At 39.9% G+C, this 17,509-nt stretch carries 15 protein-coding genes; 6 read left to right on the plus strand and 9 right to left on the minus strand.

Annotated features, from left to right (window positions below; genetic code table 11):
- Nucleotide 1: 1 nt before the first annotated feature.
- Nucleotides 2–3,781 (minus strand): exodeoxyribonuclease V subunit gamma, encoded by a 3,780-nt coding sequence (locus tag AS4_RS19820; RefSeq protein WP_096735260.1) that lies wholly within the window; start codon nt 3,779–3,781, stop codon nt 2–4.
- A gap of 184 nt (nt 3,782–3,965) precedes the next feature.
- Between AS4_RS19820 and AS4_RS19825 the strand changes: the two genes are divergently transcribed.
- Nucleotides 3,966–4,472 carry a hypothetical protein gene (locus tag AS4_RS19825; protein WP_004725502.1) on the plus strand — a complete coding sequence of 169 codons (507 nt, stop codon included), beginning with the start codon at nt 3,966–3,968 and terminating at the stop codon, nt 4,470–4,472.
- A gap of 71 nt (nt 4,473–4,543) precedes the next feature.
- Here the strand turns inward: AS4_RS19825 and AS4_RS19830 are convergent, their stop codons facing one another.
- The 7 genes from AS4_RS19830 to AS4_RS19860 form a co-directional block, all read right to left on the minus strand.
- Nucleotides 4,544–5,248: a nitroreductase gene (locus AS4_RS19830; protein WP_096735261.1), complete on the minus strand. Its 705-nt coding sequence runs from the start codon at nt 5,246–5,248 to the stop codon at nt 4,544–4,546.
- A gap of 21 nt (nt 5,249–5,269) precedes the next feature.
- The gene (locus AS4_RS19835; protein WP_167468961.1) at nt 5,270–6,460 is read right to left on the minus strand and encodes a hypothetical protein; all 1,191 of its coding nucleotides are present in this window, start codon (nt 6,458–6,460) and stop codon (nt 5,270–5,272) included.
- Between the two features lie 56 nt (nt 6,461–6,516).
- Entirely contained in the window at nt 6,517–7,833 is a 1,317-nt protein-coding gene (locus AS4_RS19840) for an MFS transporter (protein ID WP_004816727.1), read from the minus strand.
- A 185-nt stretch (nt 7,834–8,018) separates the two neighbouring features.
- Nucleotides 8,019–8,657: an isochorismatase family protein gene (locus AS4_RS19845; protein ID WP_004816725.1), complete on the minus strand. Its 639-nt coding sequence runs from the start codon at nt 8,655–8,657 to the stop codon at nt 8,019–8,021.
- Between the two features lie 10 nt (nt 8,658–8,667).
- A complete protein-coding gene (locus AS4_RS19850; protein WP_096735263.1) occupies nt 8,668–9,423 on the minus strand; it encodes a maleate cis-trans isomerase family protein in 756 nt (251 codons plus the stop codon).
- Between the two features lie 12 nt (nt 9,424–9,435).
- The gene (locus AS4_RS19855; protein ID WP_096735264.1) at nt 9,436–10,242 is read right to left on the minus strand and encodes an alpha/beta fold hydrolase; all 807 of its coding nucleotides are present in this window, start codon (nt 10,240–10,242) and stop codon (nt 9,436–9,438) included.
- The gene (locus AS4_RS19860; RefSeq protein WP_096735265.1) at nt 10,239–11,381 is read right to left on the minus strand and encodes an FAD-dependent monooxygenase; all 1,143 of its coding nucleotides are present in this window, start codon (nt 11,379–11,381) and stop codon (nt 10,239–10,241) included. The genes AS4_RS19855 and AS4_RS19860 overlap by 4 nt, the downstream gene beginning before the upstream one ends.
- A gap of 229 nt (nt 11,382–11,610) precedes the next feature.
- On the opposite strand from AS4_RS19860, the gene AS4_RS19865 reads away from it, so the two are divergent.
- The gene (locus AS4_RS19865) at nt 11,611–12,648 is read left to right on the plus strand and encodes a 2,5-dihydroxypyridine 5,6-dioxygenase (protein WP_096735266.1); all 1,038 of its coding nucleotides are present in this window, start codon (nt 11,611–11,613) and stop codon (nt 12,646–12,648) included.
- Nucleotides 12,649–12,830: 182 nt separating this feature from the next.
- Nucleotides 12,831–13,265, plus strand: a complete 435-nt coding sequence (locus tag AS4_RS19870) for a MarR family winged helix-turn-helix transcriptional regulator (protein WP_056517415.1) — start codon at nt 12,831–12,833, stop codon at nt 13,263–13,265.
- A gap of 116 nt (nt 13,266–13,381) precedes the next feature.
- On the opposite strand, the gene pap is transcribed toward AS4_RS19870, so the two are convergent.
- Nucleotides 13,382–14,800: a polyphosphate:AMP phosphotransferase gene (pap, locus tag AS4_RS19875; RefSeq protein WP_004725481.1), complete on the minus strand. Its 1,419-nt coding sequence runs from the start codon at nt 14,798–14,800 to the stop codon at nt 13,382–13,384.
- A gap of 199 nt (nt 14,801–14,999) precedes the next feature.
- On the opposite strand from pap, the gene AS4_RS19880 reads away from it, so the two are divergent.
- The 3 genes from AS4_RS19880 to AS4_RS19890 all read left to right on the plus strand — a co-directional run bounded on the left by AS4_RS19880 (nt 15,000) and on the right by AS4_RS19890 (nt 17,508).
- Nucleotides 15,000–15,707, plus strand: a complete 708-nt coding sequence (locus tag AS4_RS19880) for an FFLEELY motif protein (RefSeq protein WP_004725477.1) — start codon at nt 15,000–15,002, stop codon at nt 15,705–15,707.
- A 152-nt stretch (nt 15,708–15,859) separates the two neighbouring features.
- Nucleotides 15,860–16,804, plus strand: coding sequence for a bifunctional demethylmenaquinone methyltransferase/2-methoxy-6-polyprenyl-1,4-benzoquinol methylase UbiE (gene ubiE / locus AS4_RS19885; protein WP_096735267.1), 945 nt, complete (start codon nt 15,860–15,862; stop codon nt 16,802–16,804).
- 32 nt (nt 16,805–16,836) lie between these two features.
- Nucleotides 16,837–17,508 carry a ubiquinone biosynthesis accessory factor UbiJ gene (locus tag AS4_RS19890; RefSeq protein ID WP_096735268.1) on the plus strand — a complete coding sequence of 224 codons (672 nt, stop codon included), beginning with the start codon at nt 16,837–16,839 and terminating at the stop codon, nt 17,506–17,508.
- The last annotated feature ends 1 nt before the right edge of the window (nt 17,509 follow it).

Here is a 17,509-nt window from a genome sequence, read left to right on the forward strand (position 1 = left end):
TTTATTCCTCCGCAACAAATTGATGCTGATAAATCGGCTGATACAACGCATAGCCAAAATGATCACAGGCATGTTTTAACAATGCGGTTGCATCTTGTTCTTGCAAAATAAATTGCCAATCCCGATGCTTTTTACTCCATTCCATTTCAGTCAAATCATAAGGTAGAAACGCATCGCTTTTATTCCATTCATTTAAAAGATCTGCAAAGTTATCGATCAACATGCTTTCCACATGATGTTGTGTATCCGCATTTAAACCATGTTCATTTAAACGATGTGCAGCTAAGCCACCTTCAACCGTCCCGAGTGACCATTGCAACTGCTTATTATTTTCAGCGGGTTTTAATAACAAAGCCGCAGGCAGAACCAGAGGTTCCGATTGGGCATAGGCAAATGCTTTAAACCACGGTAATAAATATGCTTTCGCCTGTTCTGAACATAACCCAGTACTGATGATCGTGACATCACTAAATACCGCAATACGTTGTAGCGTTTTAGACTTTTCAGCATCGACATTTAAATAGCTTAACCAAAGTAAATATTCCAACCAAACTTTGGCACGACGTTTAGCACGACCGCTTGACGCATCCAAACTCACCCAATGCTGCCCTGCTTGCTGAGGTACTGTGATATTCATAACCAAACCAGCGTCAATTCGCCATTGCCGTTGCGTTGTCACCGTCACATCAGCAGCATAATGCTGTAACCGCTCTTTTAAACTGTCTTGCTCCGCCAAACTGATTTGCCATGCGCTGTGCTGGACCTTGCCAATCGGTAATTGATTTTGCAGTAATCCAATCTCTTGAGACCAAGAGTCTTCAGCAGAATGAGCCGATTGTTTCTGCAAGAAATCTCGAATCTGATAACGTGCCAAACCATCCAGAATTAAGGGTTCGTTCATTGCGGGAATATCTTCTGCGCGCAGATTCTCTACGCCTAAAGTTTTTAAATATAACTGTGCTGGGAAAGTGACATCTTGAATCCACTGTCGCGCATCCAAAACAGTGAGCTCTTCTTGAACAACAGGATATTGTGTATTTGCCCAAGCCTCACGTTTAGCAAGCATTTCCGCTTGACGGATGTGTTGTGCAACATTGAACCATTGATCTTGAAAACGAAGCGGTGTGGTTGACTCAAAACCATTTGGATCAAAAGGTTGTAAGCTGTGAATATGATATAAACACTGCAAATGTTCAGGAACTTGAATCCCCTTCAGCTCAATCATGTGATCAACAGGACTGATATCCTTATTGTCCGTAGATAATGCCGTTTCAGATTGGGCAATCAGGGCAATATGGTTGATCAATTCCTGTAACACGCTGGATGGCTCACGAACTTCACCATCACTCACATCAAAGCCATTATAGAATAACCATAGATTTTCCTGCGCCAATAATAAAGCATCAAGGAAAGCGCCTTGATCATCATCTAGGCGGGAACGATCCCCCAACTGTGGCTTGAGAATTTGCATTAAATCAAAGGGTAAATGCACATTTCGATCTGGAAATTTACCCCCATCCAAATTTAACAGGACGATCAACTTATAAGGCAAAGGACGAATCTGGCCAATTTGGCTAAAGGTAATCTGTCCTGTCGGTAAAGCCTGATCGATTTGACCTTCTAATAAATTTTGAATTTCATTCAATAGATAGGGTAAAGGTAAATAAATATTTTTAAGAATGGGTTGCGCATGTTCATCATAAAAACTGGCTAAGGTCAGCATACGCTCTTGTTTTTTGACAATTTCACGTACGACTTGTAACGACTCAACACCGGCTTGTTCAAACTCAATAATGTCTTGCATCAGCAGTTTTAACCACGCCTCAACATTGCATTTTAACGTGGCATTTTTCCCCAACTCATGCGCAATCATCCAGTCACGGCGCACATCAAAATCTTGATAAATCTGAATCAGTTTAGCCACTAACTCAAAATCACTTTGCAAAATTTGGGCATAACTTAGGGTATTTTCAAAAATCGTATGCTCTGGAATCGCAATACCTAAAGCCAAACGATCAAGGGCAAATTTAAAACTAAAACGGAAATCTTCATCATCCTGACTTAAAGATCGTCGTAAATGTTGTGCATCTAGACCACGTTTAAACCCAGCATTGATCAATAACTCAATCATTCTTTCTGTGTTTGAAATATCTAGACCATAACGTAATTGCGTGGCATTTAAACTTAACCAATCTGCGAAATCCTCAACACTAAAACGACCTTCAACCAATTGAATACGGCCTAAAACAGCACGCCAAGCATTATTGGCATCCAGTTGCGTTACTCCAGCAATCTTCACTGGCAGATAAATACTGTCTTGGTTTGGTGTATGTGGAAATACACTGCGAATAAGTGGTTCAATTTGTTTTAAATCTGGCACTAACACCAAAACATCACTTGGGCGATGTGGTTGTTCAGCAGTGCTTTTCATCAGCCAAGCAACCAACTGGTCTTTTAATACTTCAAGCTGTCGTAAAGACGAATGACACACATGGATTTGAATCGAATCATCCGTTTTGGCAATTGGATAAGCATGCGGTTCAGGCTCAACCAAATACAAAATATCCGATTGTAATTTGCTTAATAAATGAATCGGCTCTTCATCGACAAAGGCATCCACCCATTGCCCTTCTTCACCTGAAGACAGATTAGACAAGATCGAAAAGTGGTCACGGGCTTGTTTACCAAAACGGGTTAATAATGGATGTCGTGATTCACGAATTTCCGCATTAAAATTCAAAGTAAATTCATCAAAAAACTTTTGAATATCTGCATCGGTCGCTTTGGGATACTTACTGACAAAACGCGCCTTTACCCGCAAATCATATTGTTTTTTCCAGTTTGGATCGACACTGTCAGCCCAATATTCTTGTGATGGGTTGTAATGTAAAATCACCACATCCAAATATTGTCCCAGTCGTCTTAAAAACTGTAATTGACTTGGTGGTAAATCCAATAAAGTAAAGATAATCAGCTGGCTGGGTAATTTCTTTAAGGCTTGAGAGCGTTGTAGATCATCATCCATGATTTGCCAAAAATCATGATCAATACTTTGCATTTCAATAAAATCATCATGAAATGTATGTTGCCACAACCAACGTTGCCAAGTTTCCAGCTCTTGTGCTTGATTTAAAGTAAATGCTGAAATTTGTTGATTGGTTTTAAAGAATTGTTGTTCGAGGTTAAGTGCTTGACCACGTCCCCACTGCCCTAGCCAATTGCTTGGGCAACTACATGCTTGTCCATTGTTCTGTTGGCAACCGCGTTGACAGTCTCCACGATACAGCATGTAGTGACTGAACAATTTTGACACTTGTTCAGAGACCCAATACAACATACTTTGTTTTTTGAGTTGCTTCTCTAAACCTTGTTCCAGTTGCGAGGCTGCATCATAAATACGCTGGATAATGCCATGCAAAGGATGCTCTTGGGCTAAGCTATTTTCATCCTGCTCAATAAAACTTTTTAACGTTTGATAAATTCGCCACTTCATAATCAAACGCGGAATATTGGCTTTACGGACTTTGTCTTTGTCGTCTAAAACTTGCTGATAAGCAAACCACTGAAAACCACGAATACGTTGATGAAATTGGCTGTTGGCACTGATGCCTTGTTGTTCAGCAATACGTTGGCTCAACCATTCTTGTACCGCAGGGCTTGGGACAATAAAATGTTGTGTTTGCAAGACTGCAAAAGGATTCTTGGATGGCCGAATGGTATTTTGCAAAAGCCCTTGCACCAAAACATCAATGCGTTGGCTTTGAATCACATGAATGGCCATAATTCCTCAACTTTCAATCTTCTATTGTCTACGTTTATGCACAAAACATAAACATTCGCCACTATACAACAACACCATACTATGGCATTTTTAAAACATTATTTGGAAATAACTTCACAATTTCAAGCTTAAACATGCGTTTTCAAAAATATGAGAAAAAGCTTGAAACAAAGGTAATTGTTTTATGAAAATTGATAAACTTCCAGACGCAATCGATCCAAGCTTAAACCTAGAACAAATTCGTGATGAATGCTTGGAGCAAGTAAAAAAGCGCTCTTATGTCTCTGCTGGTGTCGCAGTGATTCCTGTTCCGTTTTTAGATGTGGTGATTGATGTCGGGATGCTGTCGCTTCTGATTCCTGAAATCAATGCCCGCTTTGGTTTAGCACCAGATCAAATCAGTGTTTATGATCCTGCAACCAAGAAAATTCATTGGAATGAATTACGCAAACGTGGTTTTGAGTTTTCAGGTTTAGTGGTTGCGCGTACAGCGGTAAAGGCATCCTTAAATAATATGGCGGCTAAAATCATTACCAAACAAGTGACCAAATTTATCCCACTGGGTGGCTCAATCATTGCAGCAAGTTTAGGCTATATTGTGATGAAAAAAGTTGCTGAAGCGCATGTAGATGAATGTTATAAATTAGCCAAAAATATTCAAAATAAACAAACGCAAAAGTTAGTGAGCTAAGCGCTGCTATACTTTAAGATCTATATTTAGTAAAACAAAGAGATATCATCTGATATCTCTTTGTTTTTTGTTCATTGTAAAAATACAGCAAATTCTTCAAGACTGAGTCGTGAGGGATGAAAAGAATTAATTTTTTCATTCATATCGGCATAGCCTAAAGACATGCCACAAACCAATTGTTCATCATCTGTAGCACCTAAAATTGGCATGATAATCTTGTGATAATCATTCCATGATGCTTGGGGACAGGTGTCTAAACCCTGCGCTTTTGCAAGCAACATAATATTTTGCATCAACATGGCGATCGCCATTTTTGCGCCCGCTTCTAATTGACGATGCGTGGTAAAAAATAAACCAACAGGCGCATCAAAAAACTTAAAATTTCGAAGCTGTTGCTGATGCATTTCCTCTCGTTGTTGTTTGCTAATACCCAGTACAGCATACATCCCCCAACCATTCTCCCGTCTACGGCTCATATACGGTTCAAACCATTGCTCAGGATAATAAAGATAAGGGGCGCTAAATTCGCTTCTTGAACATTGACCAGAATAAATGGAATCCGCCGCTGCAATCACTTGCTGGCTAATCCTCAATTTGCTATTGCCCTGAACCACATAGACTTTCCACGGTTGCGTATTGGTTCCAGAGGGTGCATAACTGGCTTTTCGCAGCAGATCCTGAATGATCTCAGGATCTACAGTCTGATCTGTAAATGCACGTACAGAATGTCGATTTAAAATCACTGCTTCGACCAGATTATTAGCTGTCAATTCCATTTATTCCCTCATAGGTCAAGACTAAAAGTTATATCCGACGTTGATATTCCACCTAAATTTCCAGTCATTGCTATAGTCCGAATTCGTCGAGGTATAGCCAGTTGCGTTTTTAGCCCCACCCAACACATTGACATTCTTCCCAACACTTCCGTCTACCCAAATTAAGAAAGGCATTGCATTAAACTGCACTCCAAAGGTGTCCATTTGCGAGCGATCCCAGCCAGCTTTGTCTTTCCATAACACACTATAATCATTATAGAATTTTACAGTTTTTAAATTCGGAAAATACTTGGTTTGCACAGGTTGGGTATAACCGATATTAAACGAACCAATCGTCCCTTCAGCTGCGACAAAATAAGCAGGTGTTATACCATTCGCTTGCATTAAAATTTGATCATTATTTACACCCTCCGGGTTTTTTGCATCATATTTATAGCGAATCGCTGAAGTTTGCACATTCCATTTTTCGTAATTGTTTAAGCCATGCACTCCAAATGCATAATAATCGCCATTTTTATCCGTCGCTTTATTACGCAATTGTGAATATGCCCCACTGACACCAAACTCCTGTTTACCAAATTCCAAATCCATTTTATGGGCATAACGTAGATTGAGCTGATTTCTTTTTTCATTGAGATATTGCTGTTGGTGAGGCAGCACATTATCCAATTTATCCGCCGAACCTGACTCTGGCGAATAACGAATATTGCCTGGACTCATGATTGGCATATACGCCACGGTAAAATCATGTGTTGGCGAGGTGTTTTTCCAACTCAATCCCGGCGCTACACTGTCGGCAAATCCCAAGAAAAATGGGATCGGGAAAGTCCAGGCATGCTCTGGGAATGGATAAATTCCAAAAGGCTTATAAATAATTCCGGCCTGAAAATCATTATTGTCATCAGGCTTATACCCGACAAAACCATGTTCAACAGAACGTTTATGATCACTTTGGAAGGCATAACTTACATCCAAATAAAATTGGTCATATTTTCCCTTAATATTTAAACGGGCATTATCAAACAAAAACTTGCCATTATTGGGGCTTTCCCATCGCTCATCGCGATAATTGGTTCGGACAAAACCGCCTAATTTCAATTGTTTTAAACCATCTTCAGTTTCCCATTGGAACGGTGAAGGTTGTGCATTGGCATAGGCTTGAAATGAGATCAAACTCGATATGATTAATCCTAAATATTTAATTTTTAACATGAGAACCTCCTCAGCAATTTGTTCTCCCGAACGCATTGCCATTCAATTTTTTTAATTTATTTGTTTACTAATGTTTTAGGCAAAGACAGCACAATGAAGCAACTCAACAATAAACATGCTGAGAACACGATGAGTGCGCCTTCTGGTTTACCGGTAATCTGAATGGCATAACCCACCAAAGTGTTACTGACTAAGCCAGCAATGTTGGCAATAGAACATGCCAGTGCAAACCCTGTCGCCGCCGCAGTTCCTGATAAAAAAGTTGCAGGAAGACTAAAGAACACGGGGATGGTGCCTGTGGTCGCAATCGCAGCAATCGAGAACAAAATCAAGGTCATGACAATATTGCTACTAAACATTGTGGTTAAAAACAGTGCGACTGCACCAAAAATAAATGGTACAACCATATGCCAACGACGCTCTCTATATTTATCTGAGCTTCGCCCAATGACCAACATTGCAATCAAGCCAACAATACTTGGAATGGCAACCAGTAATCCGATATTTAATAAGTTGGCAACGCCTGTGGTTTTAATAAATGTCGGCAACCAAAAGCCCATAGAATAGGTACACAGCAACATCGAAAAATTAATTGCACCGAGTTTTAGGATATTGGTATTGAAAAATCCATCTTTAAAACTATGCTTTTGTTTGGCAGAGTCATTGCCTTCTAAATCTTTATTGAGATTTTTTTCAATGATTGATTTTTCAGCATCATTGAGCCATTTGGCTTTGGAAAAGTGATTCGGTAACATTTTAAATGTCAAAATACCCAAGATCACGCTTGGAAGTGCCTCTAAAAAGAACAACCACTGCCAACCTGCCCAGCCATAAACTTGATCAAAGGTGGTCATGATCCAACCTGATAGCGGACTACCAATAATCACCGCCAAGGGTAAACCGATCATAAATAAGGCAATGATCTTAGCGCGATAATATGTTGGGAACCATGTGGTTAAATAATACAAAACCCCGGGTAAAAAGCCTGCTTCCGCAGCACCGAGCAGAAACCGCAGCGCATAAAACTGCATCGGTGTGGTCACAAACATGGTTAAACCAGACAAAATCCCCCATGTAATCATAATCCGCGCAATCCAAATTTTTGCGCCGACCTTTTCCAGAACTAAGTTACTGGGTACTTCAAAAATAATATAGCCAACAAAGAAAAGCCCTGCACCTAACCCAAACGCAGCTTCACTTAAATTCACATCATTTAACATGTGTAATTTGGCAATCCCGACATTAATTCGGTCTAAATAGGCTGCGATATAACAGAAACACAGGAATGGAATCAGTTTCCAAATCACTTTTTTATAAACCTGAACCTCTTGTTCAGGGTAAATTTCTTGTGGTTTTACAACACTGGTAGACATATCTAACTCCTTTAGATCACAAACCAAGTGAGTTGTTTTTCTTGTAATACTTAGAACAAAATGAACAAAGCTTTTATGTCACCGATGATCTGCACATTCTCTTTTGTTTTAATGCATCACCAAAAACCATTCTATCCTTGGTTTTTTATTACCCTAACGTCCATAATTTTTAGTTGTATCAATCATCAATTTTTGTTTTGAGTGAAATAATTCAAGACCTCTTGTTTTGATACAACATCTCCATACTTACTATCAATATCAAACAGATTGGCTTCATGGGGTTCACGATGACGATCCCCAACACAGTCACGGATCACAATGGTTCTAAATCCATGTTGCACAGCATCCACGGCTGTTGCTCGAACACACCCACTGGTCGAACAACCCACAATAATCACGGTATCTATCGCCTCAGCGTTTAAAACCGATGACAAACTTGTTGCAAAAAAAGCACTGGCATAATTTTTAGTAATCACCAATTCAGTGTCGAGCGGTTGAACTTGTGGGCAAAATTGAGTGGCTGGATTACCCACTGTCATCGCTGCCATTACGGGTGATTTTTTTACCCACATTCCCCCGTCAATTTGATTTTTAGCGTGATAAAGAATATTGGTGTGAATCACTAAAATATTCTGTTCACGTGCCAGTGCTAAAACCGCTTCGGTTTCTTGAACTGCAGTAATCACATCTGGCGCATATAAAGGCTCAGATGCCGTAATATAAGACTGGATAAAATCGACCAACAGCAGCACGGGTTTCTTGCCAAAACCAATTCGATTTCCCCACACGCCTTGGTAATTATCATTTAGGGATTGTTGATTCATTTCACACTCCTTATGCATATGCGCCAGAGAGCAATGCACCTGCACCCGGTACAATTGGCTCTAAATCCATTGCTTTAAGCATCTGATAGGTTGTTGCAATTGCTGCTGAAATCACGGGCTTACCCGTGAGTGCCTCAACTTTAGCGACTACAGGAAGTGACTGCATTTGCACACATGCTGAAAGCACAATCACATCTGCATCTTGGTAATTCAGCTTTTGCACAATGTTGGGCAAATCAGCAGGGTCATGTTGCGCAACAGCAATGTTGTCAGCGATTTCTAAGGCCACATAATCGAGAATTTCAAAACCCTCTTTAGCAATGTAATTCACCACCAATTCGGTTAAGGGTTTCATATAGGGCGTAACAACAACAATTTTTTTCGCCTTCATCAGCTTCAAACAGTCAACCAAAGCGCCCGCACTGGTGACGACAGGTGCTGCAGCATCATTATCAACCGTGACTTGATGTAGACGTTTTTCTGACTCACGGTGATAACCAATGCCCATAGACATAATCGCAACCAGACAGGCATATCCCAACACATCCACTTTGGCATCTGAAAGTTCTAAAGCACAACGATCAGACTGCGCATCCATTGCCGCAAGCTCTTCTTTTTTGACATGTTTCATCCGCATACGGCTAGAATGAAAGGTAAATTTTTCAGGGCGAATCAGCTGGCGTGCTTTCAACATCGCTGGAATTTCAGTTTCCATCGTGGTATTGGAACTGGGTACGATTTGACCAATTTTATAAATTCTTTGCATGAGCATTTCTCCTTAAATAAGCCTCTGTTCTAAAAAATCTGAAAAGCCTGCTAAGAAACCATTTAAGTCATCCCAAGGAATCATATGCCCTGCATTTTCCACACGGCTCACCAAAATCCGTGAATTAAGCAATTGGATTTCTGCAATATCGCCTGCCGTGATCACATCACCTTTGCCAGCCACCATCAATAAAGTTGGTACTTTGATTTTTGGGATATATTGATGAATATCAACATGATGAAAATCATGAAAAGACTTGATAACGGCTGGTAAATAACAACTATGTAGCCACTCTGCGCGCAATTGTCTTTGCGCTAAAGTCCAAGATGGGCAATATTGCTTCATGTCTTCTGCATTCATCCCCTGAATAGATTGCTGAATAGAGTCGACATACCAGGATAATTGGCTCGGATAAACACGTCGTCCTGGACCTGAGACAGGTGGATCAATCAAGACTATTTTTTTCAAACCTTTCGGTTCAAACGCAGCACAACGAATCGCAAAACGCGCGCCCATCGAGTGCCCAACCAAATAATAAGATTCCAAGTCCAATTTTTTAACAAAATCTAGAATATCTTGCGCACAGGTATCGGTGTCATATTGCAGATGCTCCCCCGAAGAAGACAAGCCTCTGCCTCGAATATCCAAAACATATACATCAAAAAATTGAGCTAATTTTTCCGCTACAAATCCCCAGGTAATGGCAGGACTGGTAATCCCGGGGATCAACACCAAAGCATGCCCTCTCCCACCATAACGAAGATAATGTAAGCGGACTTGATTGATCGCTACATTAGACCCATACAGGAATTGACTCATACGGCCTCCTCCTCATTTAATGCATGTGCATATACATCATATCCATACACCCAAGCTGGATCTTCTTGGCTTTTTAAGAAGGTATTGGCATTGGAAACTTCTTGCACTCGACTGGCACGTTGTTTACGGTTTTGTTCATATAATTTGAACGCCTCCTGGTAGTGGTCTAACCCTGTTTGCAGCAAACAGCGCGTGAGCATTGCGGCATCTTCAATCGCCATACCTGCGCCTTGTGCCATATGCGGTTTCATGGGATGGCAAGCATCACCAAGCAACACCATCCGGCCATTGCTCCATATCGGTAATGGATTACGATTGTTTAATGGCCACTTGGTAATATCTTCACTGGCTTCAATCATGGCTAAGATGGTTGGGTGAAAATCATTAAATGTTTCAAATAATTCTTGTTTTGAACAAGGCACAAAACTTTGCCCTTGGAAATCCCATGCTGGATGAGGCACACCTGTAACAAAGTAGTACTCATCACGTTCTTTGGTGGTGTAATAGGCCATCATATGGCGATCCTCATACCACCATTTGACACAATCGTCTAAATCAAATTGCTGTTTTAATTTCTCTAATTGTTCTCCTTTAATCATGGCACGGTGCGCAACCCAACCACTGTATAAAGGGGCTTCTGGTCCAAGAATGATTTCTCGAATTTTTGAGTTAATCCCATCAGCACCAATCACAATATCAACATCACTTACTGTGCCATCCTCAAAGCTTAGGGTTACTCCATCTAGCTTTTGAGTAACAGCACTTAAGCGTTTGGCAAAATGTAATTTGTCTTGTTGCAATGCTTCGATTTGTCGGGCATGCATATCACCACGATGGATCGTGATATAGGTTGCCCCATATCCAGTCAAACCAACATTGGACATATAGTCTGCAGTATTTCCATCACGGCTGACCCAATGCGTTGGATGACATCCCATGTCTTCCAAATCTTGCTCTAAACCCATTTCTCGAAAGATTTTCATAATGTTTGGGCCAATATGAATACCAGCACCTAAACGAGAAAATTCTGCTGCTTGTTCATAGACATCAACATCAAAACCGGCTCTCTGTAGTAGCAGCCCCATTGAAGCGCCACCAAGACCTGCACCAATCACTGCAATTTTTTTTGCTTTATTCATTGTTTACTCCATCAAACAAATTTTTCTTTTAATAGATATACTCCACGACAATATTAAAGTCTACACACTTTAAATTCTCAAACAAATCTCAACTCATAAAATCATTTAAATATTTGTTTATAATTAATAATTAATTTAATTACAATGATGTAATAAATGTACAATCCACCTTATCAAAGTGTATACTCTTTAAAAATACAAAAAACAGCGATGAAAAAGGAGCACCATCATGCCTGTAAATAGCACTGAACTGACCCAAATGTTTGAGCATGTTTTAACCTTATCCAAAATCGATGAAACACAAAGTGTGGCGATTTTAAAAAGTCATTATTCACATCAACAAACCGTTCAAGCCGCACTTGATGCAGCATGTCGGTTAAAAGCCAAAGTATTTATTTTAGAATTACCTTCATTTAATCATCCCCAAGCCATGGGGAACGATATGACCGCTTATTGTGGTGATACTGCGTTAACGGGTAATTTTGCTGCACAACAAGCACTTGAATCTGTCGACCTCATCATTGACACCATGATGTTGCTGCACTCACCCGAACAGGAACAGATCTTAAAAACAGGAACACGAATTTTACTGGCCGTGGAACCCCCAGAAATTCTCGCTCGTATGCTGCCCACACAAGAAGACAAACATCGGGTTCAAACTGCTGAAAAATACTTAAAGAAAGCGAAAAGTATGCATGTGACCTCAAAGGCAGGCACAGATTTTTATGCTCCGCTTGGGCAATACCCTGCTGTAACTGAATATGGCTTTGCTGACGAAGTTGGGCGCTGGGATCACTGGCCGAGTGGTTTCTTATTCACTTGGCCCAATGAAAATATGGCAGAAGGCATCTTGGTTTTAGATATTGGTGATATTTTATTACCCTTTAAAACCTATGCCCGTGAAAGAGTCACTTTAGAAATCGAAAAGGGGGTAATTACTCAAATTCATGGTGGATTTGAAGCAGAATATCTTCGTGATTATATGAAATATTTTAATGATCCAGAGGTGTATGGAATTTCACACATTGGTTGGGGCTTACAACCTCGAGCACAATGGACAGCGATGGGTTTGCATGATAAAAATGATGGCATGTGTATGGATGCACGTGCTTTTAATGGTAACTTTTTATTTTCAACGGGACCCAACACAGAAGTAGGTGGTAGCCGTAAGACACCATGTCATATGGATATTCCACTTCGTAACTGTACAGTGAAACTCGATGATTTAGTGGTTGTTGATCAAGGCGTTCCTATAGCGCTCAGCTAACGCGAAGAAACTAACTATTAAAATCAAATGTTTAATACATCCAACCAAAGCATAACGACCAAGTAGCATTATGGTCGTTATTTTTATGCAATCCTTTTATACTGGCCCTGTTAAAGTTTAAAAAAACTTCAATATTTTAAATCTTCGGGTCTAATTTTCCTCACATGATAAAGAGGTCAAACATGAATGATGAATATGTAATTGAAGAACAAGTGGGATATTTACTTAGACGGACTTACTTTCATCATTTAACGATTTTTCAACAAAGTTTGGATGAAACCCGCCTCACTTCGGTTCAGTTCGCTGTACTTTATGCCATCAATAAATTAAAAGAATGTTCGCAAAAAGAATTGGTTGAGGAAACTGGTATCGACCAAGCAACCATTCGTGGCATTATCCAGCGATTAAAAGACAAGCTTTTTATTTCACAAGATCCTGATCAACATGACAAACGCAAGGTGTTGATTCATATTACAGCATCGGGTATTCAAGAGCTTTCGCAAGCGATTCCAATTGCTGCAAGTATTAGTGACTTAACCCTCGCCGCATTAAATCCCGCCGAAAAAATTGCTTTAAAATTTTTACTTAAAAAAATTCTGGGGCATCCATTAGATTAGGATCTTTTGTCCCATTGATCATTGTGATTGGTATCACACTAAAGCGTAGAATAAGAGCATCTATTCTTTAGTGCGATACTATTTATAACCTCAACTTAGCTGTTGCTAGCAAACAATCAATCCGCTTTTAGCTGCTTTAAAATCGTTTTAAGGATTTGAATACGTGCCGTGTACTTATCATTGGTCGCAACCACATGCCACGGCGCATACTCGGTATCGGTTCGTTCAAACATATCCGCAGCAGCATTTAAATAATCGTCCCAATGTCCACGATTTCGCCAGTCATCAGGGGTAATTTTAAAGCGTTTATGCGGTGTTTGTTCACGTGCTTTAAAACGTGCTTCTTGTTCATCTTTGCTGATTGCCAACCAGAATTTAACCAACACGGTTTGATTATCGGTTAAATCTTTTTCAAAGCGATTAATTTCATCATAGGCACGTTGCCATTCCGCAGGCTTGGCAAAGCCTTCAATACGTTCAACCAATACTCGACCATACCAAGTGCGATCAAAAATGCTGATCTTTTCCTCAGGTTGAATCTTGGTCCAAAAACGCCATAAATAGGGACGGCGCAATTCATACTGTTCTGGTGCGGCAATGGTATAAATCTCGTATTCACGCGGATCAAGATTTTTTACAATCCGCTTGATTGCCCCACCTTTACCTGCTGCATCCATGCCTTCAAAGGTTATGATGACATTGCGTGAATCATTGCGTAGCGCTTCCGATACTTTTTTGGTTAATTTCTTTAATTCAGCTTTATATTGATCTTTATCCAGTTCTTCTGTCGCGGGTTGCAATAACGACTCAGGTACAGTCGCCTGTTTCCACTTGGTTCTCACTGCTGTTTTATGTCGAGGCAACTGCTTTAATGCTTGCAAAATATACTGAGCAAATTGTTGATCTCGTGCAACACAATCTTCGCAATCAATCACATACCAATCATCGGTAAACCGTTGACGTAATTTTTGCACAATGTCGTATTGTTTTTTATTCCGCCAATCCAAACCCATTAACTTATGCCAACGCTGTTCAGACGCATCCATTGAATCTAAACGCTTTTGTAAGCTTTTCCACGGTAGATCAAACCAGATTTTAATCACATCAACATGATTATTTTTTAGGTCTTGTTCATAAGCACGCATATTTTCAATATAGGTATCGAACAAGGTTTCATCTAAAGGTTTAGAAACATGCATCGCTGTTGACAATAAGTCACTGTACCAATTGCCAAAAAACAGCTGGATTTGCCCTTCTGATGGGATATGCCGTGCATAAGGCTGCCAAAAACTTTGTTTACTGCTAAATAAACTTGCTGGATCTGCTTTAACCCGTAAGTAACGAGGATCAACCCATTCGCGTAATTGTTTAACCGCTTCCCCTTTCCCCGCAAGCTCGATACCACTGACTAAAATGACCAAGCTTTTGGCATTATTTTTATCTTTAGAATTCTTTAAGGCATATTGTGCCTCAATCAGATCAACGGATAACTCTTCTTCATCACGCAACGCAAACGCTAATTGTTCTTCAATCATCTGCTTCTCTATAGTCTGAAACTTCAATTGAGTATACTCATTCCCAAAAACAGAGTTATATTATTTTCTGTATAAAATCTTTGATATTGTTTATTTAAAAATCCACTGACCATATTTCTCTATTGTTTTTTAACTTTTGTCATAGTGATACGCAGCAACTGCCTTTATGCTGTTGCTAAACGAAATCTAGAGTTTTTATATGTCAAAACTTGCTGCACTTGATCAGCTTTTAGAACAATATCAACAATTGAGTTATCACACTGACCCAATTCTAGAAAAACGCCTGCATGAAGCGCAGGACTGGTTAAAAATGCGTATTGAAAAGACTCATCATGCGCTGTTTAATCAAAAAGAAAATCAATTGATGGCAAAATATTTTATCAACCGCTTATATGGTGGGCCTGAATTTGATGATTTGGCGATACAGATTGAACGTTTATTAAAATATGCCCACAAAGCAGAAAAAATTCTCCCAGAAAATGCCATTAAGACCGGTTTAAAATCTGTTGGATTGGCGGTACTTGCTATGCAACTTGATGAGCAAGTCGCGGCACAATTACTTAAGGATTACCCTGTTGACCAAGTGATTGATGATGAAATGATGCGACTGACCTTGCTGAAATTAGATCAAGCAGAAGCCCGTCAACAACAGCTGGGTTTATTGGATGATTTGGGTGGTGCACTAGACAAATACATGCGTTCATTCATTATGCATACTGCATTTAAAATGTGTAAAGGCACTGCAATCAAATATAAATTTGAATTGATGTATGACTTTATTGGCGAAGGTTTTATTGCGATGAAACCGATGAAATCCGCAGCTGATTTTATCCATGCATTTACCCTAAAAGAACGTGATATTGTCGAAAAAGTGCATGCTGGAGATCCCAATCCATTTCAGGATTAATTTAATTTTTGGCTGTATCAAACCGATCTCTAAGATCGGTTTTTGTATATTATTCATAACAATTTCATGATGAGGACTGCAAAATTATGCAGAATCTGTCATTATGCAGAGCAATATAAAATTTCCCATTTTTGTGTTCAGGAGTGACTCAAATGTCGAATGAAAACCAAAAGCCTACAGCCCCTGCTGAAACGGCAACGAATACAGACAAAGTGAGTCCATTTCTAACAGAACCATTACCGCAAGGTACTCCACAAGGTCAACAACAGTCCTTGCAGCAACAATTGGTAGATACGCCAGTTTCTGGGACTGTGCCAAAATACAACCTACCCCGTGGTGCCAATACTGGTAATGTCGGTGCAACCACGCATTTCGGCTACAAAACTGTTAATAGTGAAGAAAAAGCGCAAAAAGTCGCTGAAGTCTTCCATTCTGTAGCAAGCAAATACGACATTATGAATGATTTAATGTCATTCGGTATTCACCGCCTCTGGAAACGCTTTGCGATCAATATGTCAGGTGTACGTCGTGGTCAGCACGTGCTTGATATTGCAGGCGGTACAGGTGACTTAGCCAAAGTTTTCAGCCGTGAAGTTGGCCCGACAGGTCATGTGGTTTTATCCGATATTAACGAGTCAATGTTGAATGTTGGTCGTGATCGTTTGATTGATGCTGGCTGTACCAATGTTGATTTTGTATTGGCCAATGCTGAAACCTTAGAGCCCTTTGCAGACAATAGTTTTGACTTGCTCACTATCAGCTTTGGTCTACGTAATGTGACCGATAAGGATGCAGCACTCCAAGCGATGTATCGTGTATTAAAGCCAGGTGGTCGTTTACTGATCCTTGAGTTCTCAAAACCAGTATTTGAACCATTTTCAAAGCTATATGATTTCTATTCTTTCACCGCTTTACCATTTATGGGTAAAATTGTTGCCAATGATGCGGAAAGTTATAAGTATTTGGCTGAATCTATTCGTATGCATCCAGACCAACGTACCTTAAAAGGTATGATGGAAAATGCCGGTTTCCAAAACTGCGATTACCACAATTTAACGGGTGGTATTGTGGCGGTACACCGTGGCTTTAAACTGTAATTTCCCCAAGATATAACCAGCAAGGTTGAATTATGTGGTCAATTCTGGCACTCGGTGCAGTTGAACGATTAATCAATCAGTGTATTAACTTGGATGCAATTACCCGCATCCAATTTAATCAGTTACAAGGCAAACTGTTGCGTGTCGTGATGGATACGCCTCAGCTTTCTGTTGATGTTTACTTTGATCAAAATAAAATCCGTCTTGAACCGACTGTGACTGGTAAAAGCGAAGCACCTTCAATTTTTGAACAACGTCCTTTTGACAAAAATGTTGCGATTGCAGAAGCCACAGCAACATTACATGTAAAGAATGTTGTTGAATTGGCTAAATTATTTGTTGCGAATGATATTGGCAATATTCCCCTACAAGGTGATTATCACCTGTTACAGGATATTCAAAATATTATCCAACAGCTTGAGCCTGATTTGGCAGCCCAGCTTAGCCCGTGGATTGGTCCTGCACTCGCGCATGAAATTGGCAAAATACAACTGGCGCCAAAGCATCTCAAACGCTCACTGCAAAGTCATTTATTTTTTGTAGAAGACTTTTTAAAAGAAGATACGGGTGTATTGGCTCCGCGTTGGCAAATGGATGATCTGCAACAAGATACCCGCCAACTGAACCAAAATATTGACCGACTTGAAGCAAAAATTCAGCAACTTCAATCTCACTTTACTCAAAATCAAGATCAGGTAATTTAAT

Source organism: Acinetobacter guillouiae, from assembly GCF_002370525.2.
In the GTDB taxonomy this organism is placed as follows: domain Bacteria; phylum Pseudomonadota; class Gammaproteobacteria; order Pseudomonadales; family Moraxellaceae; genus Acinetobacter; species Acinetobacter guillouiae.

Coding starts and splice junctions, on each gene's coding strand:
- AS4_RS19820 (WP_096735260.1), bottom strand. CDS start 3,781: ATGGCCATTCATGTGATTCAAAGCCAACGCATTGATGTTTTGGTGCAA.
- AS4_RS19825 (WP_004725502.1), top strand. CDS start 3,966: ATGAAAATTGATAAACTTCCAGACGCAATCGATCCAAGCTTAAACCTA.
- AS4_RS19830 (WP_096735261.1), bottom strand. CDS start 5,248: ATGGAATTGACAGCTAATAATCTGGTCGAAGCAGTGATTTTAAATCGA.
- AS4_RS19835 (WP_167468961.1), bottom strand. CDS start 6,460: ATGTTAAAAATTAAATATTTAGGATTAATCATATCGAGTTTGATCTCA.
- AS4_RS19840 (WP_004816727.1), bottom strand. CDS start 7,833: ATGTCTACCAGTGTTGTAAAACCACAAGAAATTTACCCTGAACAAGAG.
- AS4_RS19845 (WP_004816725.1), bottom strand. CDS start 8,657: ATGAATCAACAATCCCTAAATGATAATTACCAAGGCGTGTGGGGAAAT.
- AS4_RS19850 (WP_096735263.1), bottom strand. CDS start 9,423: ATGCAAAGAATTTATAAAATTGGTCAAATCGTACCCAGTTCCAATACC.
- AS4_RS19855 (WP_096735264.1), bottom strand. CDS start 10,242: ATGAGTCAATTCCTGTATGGGTCTAATGTAGCGATCAATCAAGTCCGC.
- AS4_RS19860 (WP_096735265.1), bottom strand. CDS start 11,381: ATGAATAAAGCAAAAAAAATTGCAGTGATTGGTGCAGGTCTTGGTGGC.
- AS4_RS19865 (WP_096735266.1), top strand. CDS start 11,611: ATGCCTGTAAATAGCACTGAACTGACCCAAATGTTTGAGCATGTTTTA.
- AS4_RS19870 (WP_056517415.1), top strand. CDS start 12,831: ATGAATGATGAATATGTAATTGAAGAACAAGTGGGATATTTACTTAGA.
- pap (WP_004725481.1), bottom strand. CDS start 14,800: ATGATTGAAGAACAATTAGCGTTTGCGTTGCGTGATGAAGAAGAGTTA.
- AS4_RS19880 (WP_004725477.1), top strand. CDS start 15,000: ATGTCAAAACTTGCTGCACTTGATCAGCTTTTAGAACAATATCAACAA.
- ubiE (WP_096735267.1), top strand. CDS start 15,860: ATGTCGAATGAAAACCAAAAGCCTACAGCCCCTGCTGAAACGGCAACG.
- AS4_RS19890 (WP_096735268.1), top strand. CDS start 16,837: ATGTGGTCAATTCTGGCACTCGGTGCAGTTGAACGATTAATCAATCAG.